Consider the following 19,764-nt stretch of genomic DNA (forward strand, 5'->3'; position numbering starts at 1 on the left):
CTCCCTAAGTTAACTGGATGACCATATAATGGGGCATAAAGCTGAATATTGCAAGTTACGGAATCTCGCGGTTTCCTTTTTACTATGCTAGGATGCTAACCCAGCCGAGTAGGCGCCCGTAGCTCAGTTGGATAGAGTAGCCGGCTTCGAACCGGTTGGTCGGGGGTTCGAATCCCTCCGGGCGCGCTATCTTTCTAATAAACAATTCGTATTTTGTGAAGAAATGAAAGTGTGTGTGTGATCAGCTAAAACAGGGTTTGTAATGGGGAAGATATAGATTGGTTGTCGGCGCAATAGATACAAACACCATTAAGAGTAGTATATAAAAAGTGGATGTAATCCTAATAATTCAATGAAAAAATTCTATTTTGTCGGATTAATTGCCGTTACTAATTTCCATTCTGGCATTATGGCAAATGGTACTGTAGCAGATTCTTGTTTAGCGGAAGCTCTTATGTCCCGCTGTTCGTGGTGAGTTATCCTGAAAAGTTCTTATTCTCAATAATATTGTGGTTTCTTAATGTTGGCAAAGCTTTTCGGTAGATCAAAGAACTTTAACTTTGGGAAACAATGAAGCGCTGCTGTATTCGAGTACTCTACAGCGGGAAATGTAGTAAATAATGAGAGTAATTTATTTAACTGATGACTTTATTTTTATATAAAATTCTATCTTTTGTCCCGCAAGATCTAACCGCAGCACGCTCTTTCGGCAGATAGAGTGGTACATGCGAAGCTGAATGTATTGTAAATTTATACAGTGGCACATAGGTGGATATGTAATTTATTGTTAAGGAAAAAGTAGTACTATCTGTTTATTTGGCGTTCCAATTACTTCTGAACTCGTTATTGGTTGCGAAGCAATTTTCGTACGGCAATAGGACACTGGTGGTTTACAGCAGTCCATAGAAAAAAGAAATAGATGAATGAAGGTCGGCTACAATAATTGCCTGGGCAGTCTGTTTATGTACAATATTGAAAACGTTTAGTACATTATTTTTCTCTTACCCAAATAAAGAAAAAAATAATTTTATTCTTGACTTCTTGTTCAAGACATTAAAGACTATCTTGGTTTTTGCAACTAGCGTAAGAGGTTGCTGCTTAAGCGCTTTAGAGTATTGAGCAAATGTCGCTGCACACTCAAAACCTTATGAGATATTGAGAACAGAGAAGCCAAATTTAAATGGTGTGATAATCGTATGATAGATCTCTACGATTGGGCTGGCGCGATGACAGGAAGAGTTACTTTATCACAATTGATAGGTGCAGAGGTGTCTGTGGCCGAAACGCGATCGATGGCAAAGGATTAATGTAGTCTAAATATAGGAGCCCATTGACGTTATTGAATCAATCAGGTAGTTATAGACCCTGAATGACCCACAAAATAGGGAACCTTCTATGGAAGATCAAGAGTGTTGTGAAGAAAATAGAGTGTTGCTACAAAACAATGTTTCGGTCCAGTCATCTATTGGACAGCGCAGGGAGCTCATTGCATGGATAGTTTTTTTTAGTGGTATTTCCTGTTATTGCTTTGCTTACCTCTTGCGCGTTTATCCTAGCGTGATGGAATGCGAATTAAGTAGTTATTTTGGTATTACGGCTGGAGGATTTGGATTATTAACTTCATTTTACTATTTTGCATACGCACCGATGCAATTACCAGTTGGTGTGATAGTAGATCGAGTAGGAGCGCGTCGCTCATTAATTATTGCCTCGATGATTAGTACGTTAGGTACTTTTGTTTTCGCTTATTTTAAATTATTTGATATCGCTTTAATTGGCCGTTTTATGGTAGGTTTCGGCGCTGCTTTTGCCTACGTCACTGCATTGAAATTAGCTTCAATCTGGCTACCTCGGAAGTATTTTGCGATAGCGACTGGAGCCGTGACGGGTTTTGGAATGGTGGCTGCTATTTTTACAGATATTTTTTTGACTCACAGTATAAGTACCTACGGATTTCGATTCGCAATGTATTTTCCTCTTTTTATTGGAATAATATTAATTCTATCGATATTTTTGATTATTCGAGATAAGCCCAGAGAAGAAAAAACGGCGGGCGCTGAAATAGCTGCCTTAAATTACCGACAATTGGGCAATTATTTGTGGGGTATGATGAGAAACTCACAAATGTGGCTGATTGGTCTTGTAGGCGCGCTTTTATATTTACCTTCGTCAGTATTTTTAGATCTGTGGGCAATCCCTTACTTACGATATGTACATCATTTGACGCGAGAACAGGCAGCTTGGGGTGTATCAGCAATGTTAATGGGTTGGATTTTGTCGAGTTTTATCAGCGGTGCGCTTTCTGATATTTTTAGGACACGTCGAATACCTTTGTTAATTGGTTGTTCGTTGGCGACGATTGTGTCTAGTATCATTTTATTTTGGCATGGGTTGTCCATTTGCTTTTTGTACCCTTTACTATTCGTTTTTGGTCTTTGTTGTGGTCCCCATCCTTTATGCTTTACACTGAGTAAAGAAAACAATCCACATAAAATCTCTGGCACAGCTATTGCATTTATAAATTTTGTTATTATGATGGGTGGGTTTATCTTCCAACCGATAGTAGGTGACGTTTTAGATTGGTTATGGGATGGCCGTCTCGAAGATGGCATTCGCGTTTACAGAGCGCACCATTATATCATCGCATTAAGTATTATACCAATTGGATTATTTATTGCGAGTATTGTTACTTTATTTGTCAAGGAAACTTATCAGCGGAATAATTAATACATCACGAAGTTTTGTGCCCTTGATTGTAAATTATTATTCTGAATTGAGAGACCCATTCATTCTATGCTCAGAACACTCTCTCTAAACTATTTTATGTCCTGCAGCTCAGAATAACAGAGGAGGTTAGTTGTTGCCTGACTAGAAGCAAAAAATTGTCTGTAGTTATAGGGTTGGCAGGTTTGCCTTGGCTTAAGCACCGCTTAGATGAGTTCTTTATGTTGTTGACAATGCGACGCCCTGTGTTAACGCGCGGATTAGTGGCGAAAACTAACCAACTGGGAGAGGAGCTCTATCGGTTTAGATAACAGCTGCGCTATGAAAGATATTAAATACCTACTTTTTGACTTGGATGGGACACTTACCGACTCTAAAGAGGGAATCACTCAATCCGTTCAATACGCGCTTGAAAAAATGAATGTAGAGCCGCCGACGATGGATGCACTTGCATGGATCATTGGCCCACCTTTAACCGATGTCTTTTCGAACTTGCTTAATACTGATGACAAAAAGCAAATTAAAAAAGCTATTGATTTTTATCGAGAGCGATATGTGGATCGTTGTGCTATCGAAAATAAACCTTATGATGGCATTCACTATACTTTAGAAAACTTAGTAAATTACGGCTATAAACTTTATCTTGCAACCTCAAAACCTTGGAAATATGCGGGCAAAATTCTTGATCATTTCAATATGCGTGACTATTTCACTAGTGTTCACGGTTCAGAATTAGACGGGACGCGTGATTATAAAGAAGATTTAATCGGGTATGTGCTTAACATACATAATTTAAGTAATACAAAAAGTTTGATGATTGGTGATCGACACTATGATATCCGTGGTGCTAAATTTAATAAAATGCGTTCCATTGGTGTAACTTATGGTTATGGCAGTCTTAAAGAAATCCAGTCAGCTGAACCAGATGCAGTTTGTCATGATCATCATCTGATTTTCCAAACTATTATTAAAATAAAAACTCTGGCTAAGATCGTTTAGAATTGGAGTCTTTCATCAGCGACCCTATCGTTTAATGCTGATATCGCATAAATAAATGCGATTACCATAAAAATCAAAGAAAAATTAATATATTTTCCGAGTACAACACAAAAGCTTTAAAAACCAAGAGGTCTATCGTAGCACCGCGGAAAGTATAATGAAATAAAAAGAGGTTCGGAGAATAGTCCCTAATTCCACGAAAACTAGGGTGAGCTATCACGCAATAAATGTTGTTACGAATTGAGAGGCATAAACAGCTTGTTATTTTTCGGAGTTTTTTGTCAATCCGTGTACATACTGATTGCGCTCAGTGAGTTTAGCAAGAATTATTTGGTAAAGTGTACTTCTTGATAGTTTACAGGAAATTGTTACTACGTTATTGTTGTTGCACCAGAGACGTACTACTACCTGGAAAAAAGGAAAATTTTAATGAATGGTTGAACGATTGTTACTTGATTTTTGTAATAACCATGATCTGATTTTTGTAATAACCATGATCTGAAGTATAATCTTTAATATTATGAAAGCTGATTGTAAAGATCGGAAATGGTGGATTTTAGTCGCAATGGCGATAGCTTTGTCATTAGTTTTCATTGATCAAACGGCAGTTTCTATTGCATTGCCGCAAATGCAACGAGACCTTAATACAAGTAATCAGATACTACATTGGATAATTAATGCTTATCTTTTAAGTCTTGCAGCAGTTGTAATCTTTGGAGGAAAACTGGGAGATTTATTTGGACATCGCTATACTTTTTTGATAGGAACTATCATTTTTATTTTGGCATCTCTTTCTTGCACAGTGGCAGAGTCTGGTATGTGGATTATTATTAGTCGAGCTATTCAAGGTATCGGCGGCGCTTTTATGATCCCTGCAACGGGCGCAATTGTTATCAATGCGTTTTCGGAGGAAGAACGTGTTAGAGCAATGGGTATTTACATTGGTATTGCTTCTATAGCACTCTCTGTAGGCCCATTATTGAGCGGTGCATTAACTCAATTTTTGAGTTGGCGTTGGGTGTTTGGCATTAATCTTCCTCTAGCTTTATTTAGCATCTCATTAACGCTTAAATTTATTTTAAAAGAGGAGGAGCGCACGGAAATAGTTTCAATTGACTGGCTAGGTTTTATTTTACTTGCTGTTTGCGTGACTTGTTTTATCTTAGCATTAATGGAGGTTTTTGATTTTGGGTGGGCCTCGCTGTTGATCTGGAGTCTCTTTGCAATTAGTTTTCTAGCGGCAATAGCTTTTATCATGGTAGAAAAGCGTTTAAAAAATCCGTTAGTTGAGTTAGATATCTTCAAGAATCGACTTTTTACGATGACGGTTTTGATGTTGATTATCATGCGGGCGACATTTATTTCTTTTATTTTTTGGATGGTTTTTCTGCAAAATGTGATAGGATTTTCTCCTGGAATGGTGGGACTTTCAGTGCTTCCTGTCACTTTACCACTTATTTTAGGGAGTCGTTTTTCCAGTTATCTTGGCGATCGTTTTGGGCCGCGTATGTCGATTAGTTTTGGAGCTGCGTTTGTTGTTGCCAGCATGCTGTGGGTTGGCATGACTTCCTGGACTCATAATTATGTCTATATGTTCCCAGGCTTTCTTTTATTAGGGCTTGCTACACCGTTGGTAGTTTCAAATTCAATGGTGACAGGAGTGGCTGCAGTAGAAGCTCATCAAAGAGGAGTGGGTTCCGGAATTTTAAGAGCTTCTCGGCAATTAGGAAGCTCCATTGGACTTGCTATTATCGGGTCAGTAATTTCTTATGTTAATCAGATAAAAATTTCTAATTGGCTTTCTCATGCGACGGGCTCGCTGGCACAGATTCATGGCTCTCAAATTAATGGCATTCTAGCGGGTACAACTTCTTCGAGACAGGTTGTCGCTCAATTATCTCCTCAGGAAGTGAATGTTATTCATGCCGTTGCGGTACATGCTTATACGTTCGCTTTTAGTAGTGGAATGTATATGGCTGCACTTATTGCCTTTATTGGCTTTTTTCTGGCGCTTCAGATTCCGCGGTGTCAAAGTGCGGATTAATAGGTTTCTTTTTAGCAGTGCGATGCCGTTCTTGAAGTGTAATATCAATGTATTTGTCTGTGACTGTACTTGAGCTGTGCCCAGCGTCATCTCGAACATGTTCGCGAGGGCGGATTTTTACATCATCAGAAATGCCAGTATGTCGCAGCCAGTGAACGGTAGCTTCAAGTAGTGTTTCTGATTCTTCTATAAAATCGTCTCTTTTTAATTGTTTAATTGCCTGATCAAAGCAATATTGGACAATTTTTCGAATATAATTAGTGCTTTGAATATAGCCTTTCCCTCTTATTCGTGGTAGTAGAGGAGAATTATCGGCTGGGGATGGAAGGGACGATAAATTAAGATATCTACGCCATCGCTTTAATGCATATAACATAGCTTCGCTAACCGCGATTTGACGCTGTTTATTTCCTTTACCTATGGTCATAAACCACCAGTCGCTATTGCTGTCCAGAAAAAATTATTCATCATCGGTATCCAGCGAGAATTAGCTGCAAGTTCTGAGATTCGTAAATACATTGAGTAGAGTGCAGAAACAATGAAAAGGGTGCGTTCGTGGATATTGGGACTTGTACTAGCGAGATTTTCTGCAGTTCTAATGACGTATCGCCACTGTAGTTCCGATAAACGCCTGATTTTTGGTTGTTCCTGAACTCTACGAATAAACTTACTTTTTTGGCGGATAAGTGCTACAGGGTTAGCATGAACGTATTCTTCCTGTAATAAGTAATTATAAAAGCTGCTTAAAATAGCAAATAATTCTTTTAAAGTTCCTTGAGATAATTCAAAATTTTCTATCTTCGGTTTTTCTCCTTTTCGATGATGAGCTTTAGAAATAACAGATACAAAAGGGCGCCAACATGGATTAGGAAGGCGTACCCCTTCTTTTTCAACAAAGCGCGGAAATTTTATTATACTAATCCAGTGCTTAGGTGGATTTTGGCAGAAGACTATAAAGGCCTCTATGTCATGACGTTTTATGTCAGCCAATGTTTTTTTTGCAACTAAGCTGCACCAATGCAATAAACGCTCTACTTCTCTCCGATAAGAATTGAATGTACCAAGATTACCAGTATAACACTTTAAAAACCCTAGTGCTTTTTCAATATCTTGATAGCAATAGCTGGGATAAAGATAAAATGAAGAAAATATTCTTGTCTGATTAATCCATTTCAGCGAGTCGAATAATGGCAGTGGTGAATTATCAAAAGTCATAATCTCATTATTTCTATATTGAATTGTCTTTTAAAGAAGAAAAATTTCGCTAGGCTCATGATAATGGTGATTATAGTAATAATCACCATTATTTTATTAAGCCCCAACCTCATACTTTCTCGACTCACTGATGATGATGATGTATGATGATGAACTGAGTTACTTTCCAAATAAATTTAAGTCGCTATTGTGTTAAACTAAACAATAGAAGAATTGAGATAATATCATGATAAAAAACAATAAAATTAACTGGTCTAATACTCTCTTCATCATCCTAACGACCATTGGAGGTATCGCAGGAACCCAAATTTTAATAGTTTTTGGTTTAATTCGTTGGCCAACTTGGATTCTCGCTGCCGGAATGTTCATTGTTTGCGGGCTATCTGTGACAGCGGGGTACCATCGATTAGCAGCACATAGAAGTTATCGAGCGATCTGGCCGGTCCGATTTTTTTGCTCTTTTTGGAGCTGCAGCCTTTGAAGGCAGCGTGTTAGAATGGGTGACTGATCATCGTAATCATCACCGTTATACAGACACCAATCAAGATCCTTACAATATTAAAAAGGATTTTGGTATGCTCATATCGGCTGGCTGTTTACTTTAGATCCCTCTAAGCGTGATTTTAGCAATGTGCAAGATTTATTAACTGATCCAATTTATCGTTTTCAACATCGTTTTTTCCCTGTTATTGCAGTCATCATGGGATTTGGATTACCAATGGCAATAGGAGCTTTATGGGGCGACCCGCTGGGAGGTTTGATTGTTGCTGGTACTTTGCGGATTGCTTTTCTTCATCAATCGACCTTTTTTATTAATTCACTTTGCCACATGTTTGGAAAACGAACTTATAAAGGCTCTTCTGCTAAAGATAATTGGGTGACAGCACTTCTTACATTTGGCGAAGGATTCCATAATTTTCACCATCAATTTCCTATTGATTATCGAAATGGAGTACGATTTTTTCATTTCGACCCGACAAAATGGTTAATTTACTTATTATCTCGTATAGGTTTTGCCTCAGACTTAAAGCGCGTTGAACGATGTCGAATGATCAAATATCGTTTACACATTGATACCAGACGATTGGCTTTTATTTCTGAAGAAATAACAAAAATAGTAGTGAAGCCGATTTATGAAAGAATCCATCATTTGCTAGCTCAGCTTGAAGAACTGGAAGGGAGTTACACTATTTTGAGATTAGAAGATTATAAAAATTACCTCACTGAAACACAGAAAAAATTAAGAGCCACTCGGCATGAGCTTAGAGCCTTTCTTCTAGAAGTAATTCAATGAGGCTTAGTTTATAGGACGACTACACCTTTGAGATAACGACGCTACTCCTACTAATCTTTCTAAACGAAATATAGCGACTTCTCTCAAGCAAACCCATAAACAAGAGTTCCTGTTGTGCGCAATAAGGTCAGGCGGCAGTGAAGCACTTATCTAGTTTTTAAGGCGCAAGACGAATAATTCTCCATTGGTGATTTTCTTTCACATAACAAAAGCGATCATGTAAACGATGATCTTTCCCGATCCAAAATTCTATTTGATTGGGAATTAAACGAAAACCACCCCAATATTCAGGGCAACACACCTCATTTTCGAATTTTTCCAGATATGTTTTATAACGAGAAATTAAATATTCGCGACTAGGAATTTCCTGACTTTGCTCTGATACCCAAGCGCTAATTTGGCTTTCATAGGGTCGTGTTGCAAAATATGTTTCTGACTCTTCACGTGTTAATCGTTCAACATGCCCTTCCCCTCGCACTTGCTTATAAATATTGGGCCAATAAAATATCCAAGCGGCATGGGGATTTTCTGTGAGTTCGAGCGCTTTCCGACTGTGATAATTGGTAAAAATAAGAAACCCACCTTTAGTAATGTTTTTATATAAAACGGTACGAGCCGAAGGCTTACCTTTTAAATTTGCCGTTGCTAAAACCATGGCATCAGGATTACTCACTTTATTTCTTCCAGCTTCATCGTACCATAGTTTAAACTGCTCTAGTGGGTCATTTAAAAGATCAAGTTGAAACATCTATCCTCCTCGTCATCGGTATTGCCTAATTGTGAAATAATCTTTCCCCTCTTGCCATTTTCTTTTACTTAAAGAAATTGTTTGATAATGGTATGTACATAAACACGCGAAATCATCAATTTAGCAAAAATTTTTCTTTATTTCAGTATTGCATAAGATGTATGTGCTATGCTATACCTGAGTTTGACGGTGTACAAGAAATACAAACTGTTATTACTTTTGCTCCACCTGAAAATTATGAGAGGAAAGAGGACGACGCCATGCCGTTTAAATTTCTTATTTTTGCATTGGGTTTATGTGTTTTTAGCGCTTTTACTATCACATTAGCAGGAAATGCTCCTGAATCTGACCAACAAATTAACAAACGAATTAATTACCTGAAGGTGAAGGCACAAATTAGTGGACCGAGCACTGAGCGGAGTGCTCAGCAAAAGCAAAAGAAAACTCCTTCTAGAATGACTAGTTGCTATCAAGCGAAAAAATACAATAACAGACAATACCAGGAGTACCATACTTCTTCTTCATTAGGTATCGGGCCTTATTTGAATAAAGATGCAATCTTTGATGGATCTAAATTGATAATCAATGTGCCCACTGTTCGAGAAGACTCTCGATTACTGGCGCAACAATATCAGCTTATACAGGAATGCCATGAGTTAGATATACCTACACCCGACTTGCCACGACTGACTTTAACTGGAAAGCTGGAAAGTCAAATTTCTTATGGGAGCGCTTATACCGGCGGCCTACAAAAAGATAATATTTTTAACGGCGCTGAATTGGATGCTTATGTACAAGGTAACTCTTGGGTGTCAGGTTATATGGCATTAGATTATGCTCCTGATGAGCACCGATACGGTTCTCGACTCTTCATGAACAGAGCTTTTATTGCCATCGGAAATTTAAGTCAATTTCCTTTTTACATAAGCATTGGGCAAGTATATATACCCTTTGGCCGTTACAGTAGCCTCATGGTAACTGCTCCAGTGACCCAAGCGCTGGGACGCACTAAAGCGCGCACTTTAACCTTTGGCTATTATCAGAAAATGGGCAAGAACAATAATGTACTCCATACAGAAGTATATGGCTTCCAGGGATTAAGCAACAATAATAACCTTGCACGTAGCAATCAAAACAATGAGTGGGGAACAGACGTTGGTTATGAATTTGACAATGGTTGTCGTCTGAGTGGTGAAATAGGTGCTGGTTATATTTCCAGCTTCGTAGATTTCCAAGAGATACAAGATAAGATGTTGTTAAACATAGAAAATATAAGACATCATGTTCCTGCCTTGAATGTTTATGGCACTCTAGCTATCAATCCGGTAGTGTTTTTCACGGAATACGTAGGGGCGATGAGAAGCTTTGATGTCAACGACATCATCAGTATCAGTTTTACCAACCAGGGAGCACGACGACGTCCAACAGCTTTTCATACCGAAGCAAGCTATAGGTTCAGAACAGGCTCTAAAACCAGCTCCATTGGCGTTGGTTACGGTCACACTAGTCAAGCATTGGCTCTCGGATTGCCTCAAGATCGCTACAGTATTTTCTATAACATAAATATTTGGAGAGATACAAACTTGGCGCTAGAATACCGTCACGATATAAATTATCGTGACAGCGCTATTGTTTCTTTAACAGGAAACCCCCCCCCCAATGCCGGACGCTGTACCTGTTAATGTGGTGACTGATTTTGGCAAAATCGACAATGTGGTGACAGCGCAATTTGATCTGTTCTTCTAAAAAGTGTGCCGAAACAGTGAATTGATCCGTGTCATCTCAGAGGGAATTGAGAACTAATATGGTTGGGGCTCTCTCATGAGAGCGCTGATTAAAGCAAGAAGCTTCGGCTGTGCGTAAAAAAGCCATTATGCAAAGCAAAGATAATTACTCCGATTTGTTTTGATCTCACGGGTGAGGGCGGGCGGCGGCCAGAGGCAGAATTGAACTGCCGACACAAGGATTTTCAGTCCTCTGCTCTACCGACTGAGCTATCTGGCCACTACAGTAGATTTATAGTGCTTGAGCTTTCTTTTTAAGTCAATATTATTTCTCATTAGAGTTTCCGTCCGGCCCATACTTCGCTTTCTCACTGTCCGTCCCAAAAAGAAATCTTTCCATTTCTTCTCTCAGAAATTGGCGAGATTTAGGTTCAATTAAGCTTAAATGATATTCATTAATAAGCATTGTCTGATGATTAAGCCATGCTTGCCATGCTTGTTCGGAAATATATTCATAAATTCGTTCTCCAAGTTCACCAGGATAAGGATAGTAATCAAGACCCTCAGCTTCTTTGCCTAATTTTTTACAGAAAATGCGTCTTTTCATACTAGCGAAATTCGTTGTGTTAGTCTATTCAGTAAACGGGCTACCGGGGCTGAAATACCTCCGGGCAGTGCCGAGCCTCCCTTATACCACATTTGCGGCTCACATTCTATAATTTGAATTTTTTTATTTTAATTTGTAGCAAAACCGGTTTAATTTCCAGTTGAAAATGAGTAAATCTGTGAAAAAGAGAATCCCATTGTTCCTGTACAGTCGCTTTAATACTAAGCTTTCTTTGACACCAGGCCTCTATATTTTCGTTTATTGGGCATTCAGGGAAGCCCCATAACCCCCCCAGATTCCTACCGGCGGACGCTTCTGAAGCAAAATATCTCCTTCAGCATTTCTCAACAATAACATATGCATAGCTTGTTTAGGTCGGTTAGTTTTGGCTTTTTTAGCAGGAAATTCCATTTGACGTGATTGCTGATAGGCAGAACAACCCGTTTTTAAAGGACATAAAACACATTTTGGTTTTGTGCGTGTACAAATCATTGCACCAATATCCATTATCGCTTGATTGTAATCCCGGACATGATTTTTAGGTGTGTACTTTTCGGCGAAGTGCCATAACAAATCAATCCCGGTTTTTTGGTTAATAGGAACATCAATAGTACAAAAACGGGCTAACACGCGTTTTACATTGCCGTCCAAAATAATGGCATATTTGTTCATTCCTAATGATAAGATAGCACCTGCTGTTGAGCGGCCGATGCCAGGCAAAACGGATAATGCTGTTACAGTTTTTGGAAAATGACCTCGATACGTCGCATGAATAATTTGAGCTGTTCGATGTAAGTTACGGGCACGCGCGTAGTATCCAAGACCTGACCAGTGAGCAAGAACGTCATCAATTTTTGCTAACGCCAGCGCTTTTATGGTTGGGAAGCTTTTCATAAAGCATTGGAAATAAGGAATCACCGTAGAAACTTGAGTTTGCTGCAACATAATTTCTGAGATCCAAACACGATAAGGCGTGATATTTTTCTGCCACGGAAGATCATGGCGACCGCGGTGTTCAAACCAATTCAATATCGCTGAAGCAAACTGTTTCGAGTGCATATTTCGTCCATTGACATGTTTGGTATTTAATTTTAAAGGATTGATTGTCTCTTTCCTAACCAGGATTTTAACTATACGGCCTATTTGATAATAAACATACTGATCGCTCTGAGTAAACTTTTAACTACATAAAGCTCTCCGGTTTTATATCAAGCGGGTGATGGGGATCGAACCCACATTATAAGCCTGGGAAACTTACGTTCTACCATTGAACTACACCCGCAAAAGTTCATAAGGATGCTACCTAATTTGAAATTAAGAATCTAGTGATAACCGAAAGGAGGTAATAAAAGTGTAATATATGCACACGTTTCAAAACGTGCAAGAAGGAAAGTGATATTTTTTATTCAAGTAATGAACGATTGAATTCATTAAATTTTCATCTTCGCTGTTAAACCATTTTGATTCTGGCCACCGTCTTAGCCATGTAAGTTGACGTCTAGCTAATTGGTGCGTAGCAACAATGGCTTTATGACGCATATCTTCCAAACTGTATTCTCCACTGAGATATTGCCACATCTGTCGATAACCTACTGTGCGAATAGCTGGAAAATCAGTATGTAAATCATTGCGTTGATAAAGTTTCTTTACTTCTCCTAAAAAATTATTTTTTAGCATCTGATCAAAACGTTCCTCAATACGCTGATGCAAAAATTCTCGATCCTTCGGAGCAATAATCAGATTGACAAAATTATAGGGCAATGCATTAAATCGATTTGCTATTTGACAATATGATAAAGGTTGTCCGGTTATTTCATACACTTCTAAGGCCCGTTTCATGCGTTGAGCATCATTTGGGTTAATACGTGCAGCTGACGCTGGATCAATTTTTTTAATTTTTTGTAAAGCACGGGCCAGCCTTTTGTATCTGCTTTTAGCTGAATTTTTTTCGAATATTCTCATCAGCAATAGGTAAATCAGAAAATCCCCTCTGCAGTATACTAAAATACAGCATGGTCCCACCCACTAATAAAGGGATATGATTTTTAGCATGAATAGCTTTAATTTCTCGTAAAGCGTCTTTATAAAATTGACCTACGGAATAAGGACGTGAAGGATCACAAATATTAATTAGACGATGTGATATTTTGCGAAGCACTTTAGCTCGTGGTTTAGCTGTACCAATATCCAAGCCACGATAAACCATGGCAGAATCTACACTGATAATCCCTAATGGAAATTGCCCCGCTAACATAATCGATAAACTAGTTTTACCACTGGCAGTCGGTCCCATCAAACAAATAACAAGCGATTTTTCTTTATTCATTTAGCGGCCCCCCTTCGCTTAATTGCGAATTTTTGTTCTGCAAGCCAGGTTCCCGGTGGGGGCTGTGAACAAAATAATCTCGAATACCTTGCATTAGAGCAGAAGCAATTCGTCGTTGATATATACGTTTTAATAAACGATGCTCTTCATAAGTATTTGAAATAAAACCAGTTTCTACTAAAAGCGAAGTGATATCCGGAGATTTTAAAACGACGAAAGCAGCTTGTTCAACACAATGATGATGCAAGGTTAACGTTGAGTTAAGCGCGTGAATAATTTGCTTTCCAATCAATAAGCTTGCGTGAATGGTCGCTGTTTGAGATAAATTAATTAATACGGACTTTAATAAGTTATTTTTATCAGTCAAATTCACTCCACCTATAAGCTCCGATTCATTTTCTTTTTTGCTAACCATCGCGCTGCTTCACTAGTAGCACCACGTAAAGATAATGCAAACACCGAAGCGCCCTGAGCCTTATGATCTTTGTACGCATCTGCATGAATAGCAATAAACATGTCTGCTTTATAACACCTGGCAATAGCTAACCGCTGACGCAGAGTTAAATAATAATCGCCATTTCGTGTTAAATAAGCTTTAAATCCTGGCTGTCGATTAATGTCCTTTTTCAAATCATGAGAAATTTTTAACACGATGTCCTTTTCGTGAACTCCTCCAGGACCTATTGCTCCCGGGTCGCAACCACCGTGTCCCGGGTCGCAACCACCGTGTCCCGGGTCAATGACTACAATGACATCTTGGGATCGATAAGGTAAAATTTTATGGAAAGGTGTTTTGTTTTTTGATTTCAAGTTAGACCTACTTAAACAATCATAGGTATCACTAGGTTTTTTAGCTAAAAGATAAATGACTAATTGGGGAGAATTTTTGTGGTTACCTTTTAATACAAATGCGTTGATCTTTATTGGATATTTTAAGTCAAAAACCATTCTTAAAATGTTATCTTTATGAATTGCGGTTCGTATATCTTTGATGGGAGTTTGTTTAAATAATTTGGGTGGGAAAAAACAGGCGAGATGCGCGTTTTGAATATCGAAGACCAAACGGTTAGGATTAGTTAAGGTGAAAAAATGATAGCGGGATGGGGAAGTCGTTTTAAAAATTAATTTATAATATGCAATATTAGAATAAAATTGCAAGCTATTAATTTTATTGATATTAGTGAGTGCTCCTAACGGGAATGCTAACCATAAGTATAAAACAACCCAGTATATTCGCATAACCCTACATTAACAATACCTACATGTCTTTGGCAAGTTTTCCTTTCCTTACATTTTATGATTCTGAGAAAGGAATTATTTTTTGTCAAAGTCTGTGCTCAAATTACAAGAGGGCATAACATTTACATTCACAAATCTTTTGTTGTCCATAATATCAATTTCAATACAAAAAATTGGTGGTGGTAGGAATTTTCCCGCTTTTTCTGGTGATTCTATCAAAAGAATAGAATCTTTTTTTAAATAATCACTTAAACCTAAATTCCAACATTCTTCTGTGTCAGTAAGCCGATATAGATCCACGTGCACTACATCAAAAGCTTTCAACTTATAGACCTCAATTAAGGTATAACTCGGGCTTTTAACAAAACCATTATAACCCAACTCCCGTAAAAAACCACGAATGAGCGTGGTTTTCCCAGCACCTAGTCCTCCAGTTAAATAAACAACATCTCCTGATTGGCAATAAGAAGATAACGCTTCACCTAAATCTAACATCGCCTTTTCGGTTGAAATAATTTTTTGTATAGATTGTAATGTCAATGCCGTTTACTTCGTCGGATTAACTAACAATCTTAAATGGGGTAATAAATCGGACGCCAATAATCCACGTTCTCCGCCTTCTTCCGCAGCACAATCTGCTGCTAATGAGTGAATGAAAACTCCAAGCTCAGTCGCCTTCAGTAAGCTTAATCGTTGCGCTAATAATCCGCCAATTACACCACTTAAAATGTCACCCATTCCACCAGAAGCCATCCCTGGATTGCCAACTGGGCAAACATAAATGATTTCGCTATCTCCTTTGATGAGCGTTCCTACCCCTTTCAGCACAACGACACCATGATATTTATTTTGCAAAGCAGTAACTGCTTTAAAACGGTCTCGTTGTATATCCTGACAAGTTACACCTAATAAGCGGGACGCTTCACCAGGATGTGGCGTTAATATCCAATCATCTCTTTTGAGTGGATGTTCTGCCAGGAGAGTTAAGCTATCTGCATCAAGTACTTTAGGAAATTTTTTATCTAATAATTTATTTAATAAAGATTTTGCCCAGTCAGATGTTCCTAAACCAGGACCTACTACAAGCACCATCGCCCGATCAATTAACGGATCGAGATCGTTAGCTTCAGCTACTTGATGACACATTAATTCAGGACGTGATCCACTAACGACAGAAACATGCTCTGGACGTGTAGCGACCGTAACCAAACCAGCGCCCACCCGAGCAGCCGCCTCAGCAGCCATTCGCACTGCACCACCCATTCCATAATCGCCACCGACAATTAACACGTGCCCATAAGTGCCTTTGTGGGAATCTCGCTCTCGCCTTGGTAATAAAGAGCGCAGATTCTGCCATTGCAATAAATAGGTTTTAGGTTGAACTCGCAGAAATAAAGAATCTGAGAAATTTAGGTCATCCAATAACAATTTACCACAATAAGCAGGAGCCTGATTTGTATACAACCCCCGTTTCAATCCAATAAAGGTTATCGTTAAATCTGCTTTGACAGCACAACCTTGAACTTCTCCAGTGTCTGCGTTGATTCCAGAGGGAACATCGATTGCCAACTTTGATTGAGAGGCTTTGTTGATGGCTTTAATAATTTTCGTATAAGGACTTTTTACTTCGCCAGACAGTCCGCTTCCAAGGAGTGCATCCACGATAACATCTCCCTTAAAATGAAGCACTTCAGGAAAGGGTCGAATCGGCACTTGGCAGGTTTTCGCAGCTTTCGCTGCGGCGCCACGCAATTGGGTCGTCGATTCCCCAACCAAATAAGCAGTCACTTTCAAACCATACTCATGAGCCAATTGAGCAATAACAAATCCATCTCCTCCATTGTTGCCTTTCCCACAGCAAACAGTAATGACTTTAACTTGAGGCCAGCGCGCAATAAGGGCATCGAAAGCAGCTTTCCCTGCTCGCAGCATTAACTCATCATCATCAACAACCGATGCCTCTATCGCTAAACGTTCTAAGTCACGAATTTGGCGACCATGATAGAGTGGTATCATATCTCCATTTAATCACATTCAAGTATAAAGTCAATTTTACGACTATCAAGATCGACACGAGCCACAACTACCCGGATAGAATCGCCAAGCCGATATACCCGGCCACTTCTTTTACCTCGCAAGAGATGATGAACATGATCGTAATGGTAATAATCGTTTTTTAACGCGGTAATATGCACGAGGCCTTCGATATAAATATTATCTAGTTCTACAAAAACACCAAAACCCGTGACGTCTACAATACATCCATCAAAAGTTTGCCCTACTTTGTCTAACATATACTCGCATTTTAGCCAATCTACCGCAGCTCTGGTAGCTCTATCAGCACGCCGTTCCGTCATTGAGCAATGCTCGCCTAAACTCGTCAAAGTTTGTTCCTCGTAGTAAAACTTTTCCGAAGATTTTTTCTGTAGTATGTATCTAATACCGCGATGAACAATCAAATCAGGATAACGGCGTATAGGTGAAGTAAAATGACAATAGTGTTCATACGATAAGCCAAAGTGGCCAGAATTCTCTGGAGTGTAAATAGCCTGGCGAAGCGAGCGGAGCATTACCATTTGCAGCAAACGAGCATCAGGCCTTTTTTCAATGCGTAATAGCAATTTGTTATAATCCATTGGCGTTGGCTTATCCCCCCAGTTAAACGCAAGCCGAATCCCCGAAGAAACTGTTTGAGATCGTGCAGTTTTTGTTCGTCTGGGCCTTCGTGAACACGATACAAGGTTGGAGTGTTTTTTGTCTGTAAAAAATGCGAAGCCGTTACATTTGCCAGCAACATACATTCCTCAATAATACGATGTGCTTCATTACGAGTGACTGGTAAAATACGCTTAATCTTTCCTTTCTGATTAAATTCGATGCGGGTTTCTGTTGTGTCAAATTCAATAGCGCCACGCGTAATACGCTGCTTCGATAGTTTTTGATACAACTTATACAAATTTTTAATATCTGACAGTATTTCCTGATGTTTTGTTTGTTCGCCACGCAACATTGCTACTACCTGATTGTAAGTTAATCGTGCATGAGAATGAATGATAGCCTCATAAAATTGATAACGACTAACCTGACCTTGTCTCGTAACATGCATTTCGCAAACAATCGATAAGCGATCTTTGTGAGGCTTAAGCGAACATAAGCTGTTAGATAATACTGCAGGCAACATGGGAATGACTTTTGCCTGAAAATAAACAGAATTGCCGCGCAACCGCGCTTCTTTTTCAAGTGCACTCTCTATTTTTACATAATGAGATACATCAGCAATGGCTACATAGAGCTCCCAACCATCTACGTTAGGTTTGCAATAAACAGCGTCATCAAAATCTTTTGCATCTTCCCCATCAATAGTCACAAAGGGCAAATGTCGTATGTCCTTACGCCCATCTTTATCGCGGTCTGACACTTCTGCAGAAAACCCCAGCGACTCACGCAAAACTTCATCTGGCCATCGATGAGGAATTTCGTAAGCGCGAATGGCCAGTTCAACTTCCATACCTGGTGTTAAACGATCTCCCAATATTTCAATCACGCGCCCCATCGGTTGGCGTCGTCTACTTGGCTGTACAATGATTTCAACAACTACAAATTGGCCAAGTTTTGCTTTATCTTCTTTCCCTGGTGGGATCAGAATATCTTGCGTAATTAATTGATTATCAGGATCGACAAAAGCGAGCCCCCCTTCTTCTACGTAACGCCCCACTACTTGGTGGGTATTTCTTTCTAGAACTTCAGCAATAGCACCTTCGCGTTTACGCTCCTGAGGATTGCTAATACGAACTAAAACAATGTCGTCTGTGAATACCGTACGCATCTCGCGACCTGGTAAAAAAATATCACTAGAACCATCATCCGGAATTAAAAATCCAAAACCGTCGCGATGCGCCTGAACACGACCACGAACGAGTTCCATTTCTTTAACCAACGCATAACTGCCTCGCCGATTGCTGATCAATTGACCATCGCGCTCCATCGCAATTAATCGTCTATTCAACCCTTCTCTTTCTTCCGTCTGCTTTAAATTAAATGCCTGAGCTATGTGCTTAAAACTCACAGGTCGATTAATTTCTTTTAAATATTGAATAATAAACTCGCGACTCGCGATTGGATGTTCATACAAATGAGCTTCTCGTTCTTGGTAGGGATCTTTTTTTGATAAGGTTTAATCACTAGGACCTCTTAGCTCGTTTCAACAACAAATAATAACCCACTTAAATAGTTTTTATTAGAGATCAACCCATACCGGAGGATACCACTCACAATTTCGGTAAATGAAACGTTATGGTCAAAATTAAGTTTAATAAAATAAATAGTACTCTTTCCCTAAGTGCTCATTAATTAATTGCATGCACCCATCTTCTCACTTCTATTCATATCATTCACCTCCTTTCAACAACATGTTGATATACCATTTCTAATACATAATTAAAGAAAAGAAAGGCGGGTTGTTCAAGCTTTATCTGTGTTTTGGATAAAATCAAATCCGCAGCTTCAGTAAAAATACTAGGACAAACCAATTCATGGCTATGTTAACATTGCGAGCCTGTGGCCCAAAGAAGAGATACAAAGTGAGCCATGATTGACTATAATCTTAATTGATCTCCAATTGGTGCAGAATTACTAAAATATCACATACCTACCCCTTATCTTTTGTATTTTTCCATTCGATGAGCTTCGCTGTCAATGAGAAACTATCATGTGATATTATATTATCCTTAAAGATCTATAATAATAGCCCTGGTAGCACAGTTGGATAGCGCAGTCCCCTCCTAAGGGACAGGTCACAGGTTCAAATCCTGTCCGGGGCACCAGATTTATTATATAAATAAATG

At 39.0% G+C, this 19,764-nt stretch carries 14 protein-coding genes, 4 tRNA genes and 5 pseudogenes; 9 read left to right on the top strand and 14 right to left on the bottom strand.

Annotated features, from left to right (window positions below; all coding sequences use genetic code 11):
- Window positions 1-112: 112 nt before the first annotated feature.
- The 6 genes and pseudogenes from LG660_RS01080 (at window position 113) to LG660_RS01105 (ending at window position 5,767) form a co-directional block, all read left to right on the top strand.
- Window positions 113-186 (top strand) — tRNA-Arg (locus LG660_RS01080).
- Between the two features lie 166 nt (window positions 187-352).
- Window positions 353-475: a hypothetical protein gene (locus tag LG660_RS01085; RefSeq protein ID WP_258267543.1), complete on the top strand. Its 123-nt coding sequence runs from the start codon at window positions 353-355 to the stop codon at window positions 473-475.
- 920 nt (window positions 476-1,395) lie between these two features.
- On the top strand, window positions 1,396-2,727 hold the full coding sequence (locus tag LG660_RS01090; protein ID WP_258267544.1) for an MFS transporter: 1,332 nt from the start codon (window positions 1,396-1,398) through the stop codon (window positions 2,725-2,727).
- A gap of 155 nt (window positions 2,728-2,882) precedes the next feature.
- Complete coding sequence (locus LG660_RS01095; protein WP_258267545.1) at window positions 2,883-3,035, top strand: hypothetical protein; 153 nt, start codon at window positions 2,883-2,885, stop codon at window positions 3,033-3,035.
- 4 nt (window positions 3,036-3,039) lie between these two features.
- Window positions 3,040-3,723 (top strand): annotated as a pseudogene (locus LG660_RS01100) (HAD family hydrolase); the annotation flags it as partial.
- 520 nt (window positions 3,724-4,243) lie between these two features.
- Window positions 4,244-5,767: an MFS transporter gene (locus LG660_RS01105; protein WP_258267546.1), complete on the top strand. Its 1,524-nt coding sequence runs from the start codon at window positions 4,244-4,246 to the stop codon at window positions 5,765-5,767.
- On the opposite strand, the pseudogene LG660_RS01110 reads toward LG660_RS01105, so the two are convergent.
- Window positions 5,715-6,982 (bottom strand): annotated as a pseudogene (locus LG660_RS01110) (tyrosine-type recombinase/integrase). The gene LG660_RS01105 and the pseudogene LG660_RS01110 sit on opposite strands and share 53 nt — an antisense overlap.
- A 226-nt stretch (window positions 6,983-7,208) precedes the next feature.
- Between LG660_RS01110 and LG660_RS04385 the strand changes: the two are divergent.
- Window positions 7,209-8,276: pseudogene (locus LG660_RS04385) on the top strand (acyl-CoA desaturase).
- A gap of 157 nt (window positions 8,277-8,433) precedes the next feature.
- Here LG660_RS04385 and pdxH read toward each other — a convergent pair.
- A complete protein-coding gene (pdxH, locus tag LG660_RS01120; protein ID WP_258267548.1) occupies window positions 8,434-9,024 on the bottom strand; it encodes a pyridoxamine 5'-phosphate oxidase in 591 nt (196 codons plus the stop codon).
- 161 nt (window positions 9,025-9,185) lie between these two features.
- On the opposite strand from pdxH, the gene LG660_RS01125 reads away from it, so the two are divergent.
- On the top strand, window positions 9,186-10,706 hold the full coding sequence (locus LG660_RS01125) for an LbtU family siderophore porin (RefSeq protein ID WP_309137052.1): 1,521 nt from the start codon (window positions 9,186-9,188) through the stop codon (window positions 10,704-10,706).
- A gap of 249 nt (window positions 10,707-10,955) precedes the next feature.
- Here LG660_RS01125 and LG660_RS01130 read toward each other — a convergent pair.
- From LG660_RS01130 to rnr, 12 genes and pseudogenes are all read right to left on the bottom strand, one after another.
- Window positions 10,956-11,028, bottom strand: a tRNA-Phe gene (locus LG660_RS01130).
- A 45-nt stretch (window positions 11,029-11,073) separates the two neighbouring features.
- Window positions 11,074-11,355 (bottom strand): oxidative damage protection protein, encoded by a 282-nt coding sequence (locus LG660_RS01135; protein WP_258267549.1) that lies wholly within the window; start codon window positions 11,353-11,355, stop codon window positions 11,074-11,076.
- Window positions 11,356-11,461: 106 nt separating this feature from the next.
- Window positions 11,462-11,650, bottom strand: coding sequence for an NUDIX domain-containing protein (locus tag LG660_RS04390; RefSeq protein WP_373566702.1), 189 nt, complete (start codon window positions 11,648-11,650; stop codon window positions 11,462-11,464).
- A complete protein-coding gene (gene mutY, locus LG660_RS01140) occupies window positions 11,614-12,414 on the bottom strand; it encodes an A/G-specific adenine glycosylase (protein WP_258267550.1) in 801 nt (266 codons plus the stop codon). The genes LG660_RS04390 and mutY overlap by 37 nt, the downstream gene beginning before the upstream one ends.
- A 152-nt stretch (window positions 12,415-12,566) precedes the next feature.
- Window positions 12,567-12,637 (bottom strand) — tRNA-Gly (locus LG660_RS01145).
- 89 nt (window positions 12,638-12,726) lie between these two features.
- Window positions 12,727-13,648: pseudogene (gene miaA, locus LG660_RS04395) on the bottom strand (tRNA (adenosine(37)-N6)-dimethylallyltransferase MiaA).
- A 25-nt stretch (window positions 13,649-13,673) separates the two neighbouring features.
- Complete coding sequence (locus LG660_RS01160) at window positions 13,674-14,096, bottom strand: N-acetylmuramoyl-L-alanine amidase (protein ID WP_258267553.1); 423 nt, start codon at window positions 14,094-14,096, stop codon at window positions 13,674-13,676.
- Window positions 14,060-14,920, bottom strand: a complete 861-nt coding sequence (locus LG660_RS01165; protein ID WP_258267554.1) for an N-acetylmuramoyl-L-alanine amidase — start codon at window positions 14,918-14,920, stop codon at window positions 14,060-14,062. Before LG660_RS01165 ends, LG660_RS01160 begins: the two co-directional genes overlap by 37 nt.
- Window positions 14,921-14,995: 75 nt before the next feature.
- Window positions 14,996-15,460 (bottom strand): tRNA (adenosine(37)-N6)-threonylcarbamoyltransferase complex ATPase subunit type 1 TsaE, encoded by a 465-nt coding sequence (gene tsaE / locus LG660_RS01170; protein ID WP_258267555.1) that lies wholly within the window; start codon window positions 15,458-15,460, stop codon window positions 14,996-14,998.
- A gap of 6 nt (window positions 15,461-15,466) precedes the next feature.
- Window positions 15,467-16,936: an NAD(P)H-hydrate dehydratase gene (locus LG660_RS01175; RefSeq protein WP_258267556.1), complete on the bottom strand. Its 1,470-nt coding sequence runs from the start codon at window positions 16,934-16,936 to the stop codon at window positions 15,467-15,469.
- Between the two features lie 8 nt (window positions 16,937-16,944).
- Entirely contained in the window at window positions 16,945-17,277 is a 333-nt protein-coding gene (locus tag LG660_RS04500) for a S1 RNA-binding domain-containing protein (RefSeq protein WP_507136697.1), read from the bottom strand.
- Window positions 17,278-17,403: 126 nt separating this feature from the next.
- Window positions 17,404-18,905 (bottom strand): annotated as a pseudogene (gene rnr / locus LG660_RS01180) (ribonuclease R); the annotation flags it as partial.
- A 761-nt stretch (window positions 18,906-19,666) separates the two neighbouring features.
- Between rnr and LG660_RS01185 the strand changes: the two are divergent.
- Window positions 19,667-19,743 (top strand) — tRNA-Arg (locus tag LG660_RS01185).
- Window positions 19,744-19,764 lie beyond the last annotated feature (21 nt).

It is taken from the genome of Coxiella-like endosymbiont (assembly GCF_024730665.1).
GTDB lineage: Bacteria > Pseudomonadota > Gammaproteobacteria > Coxiellales > Coxiellaceae > Coxiella.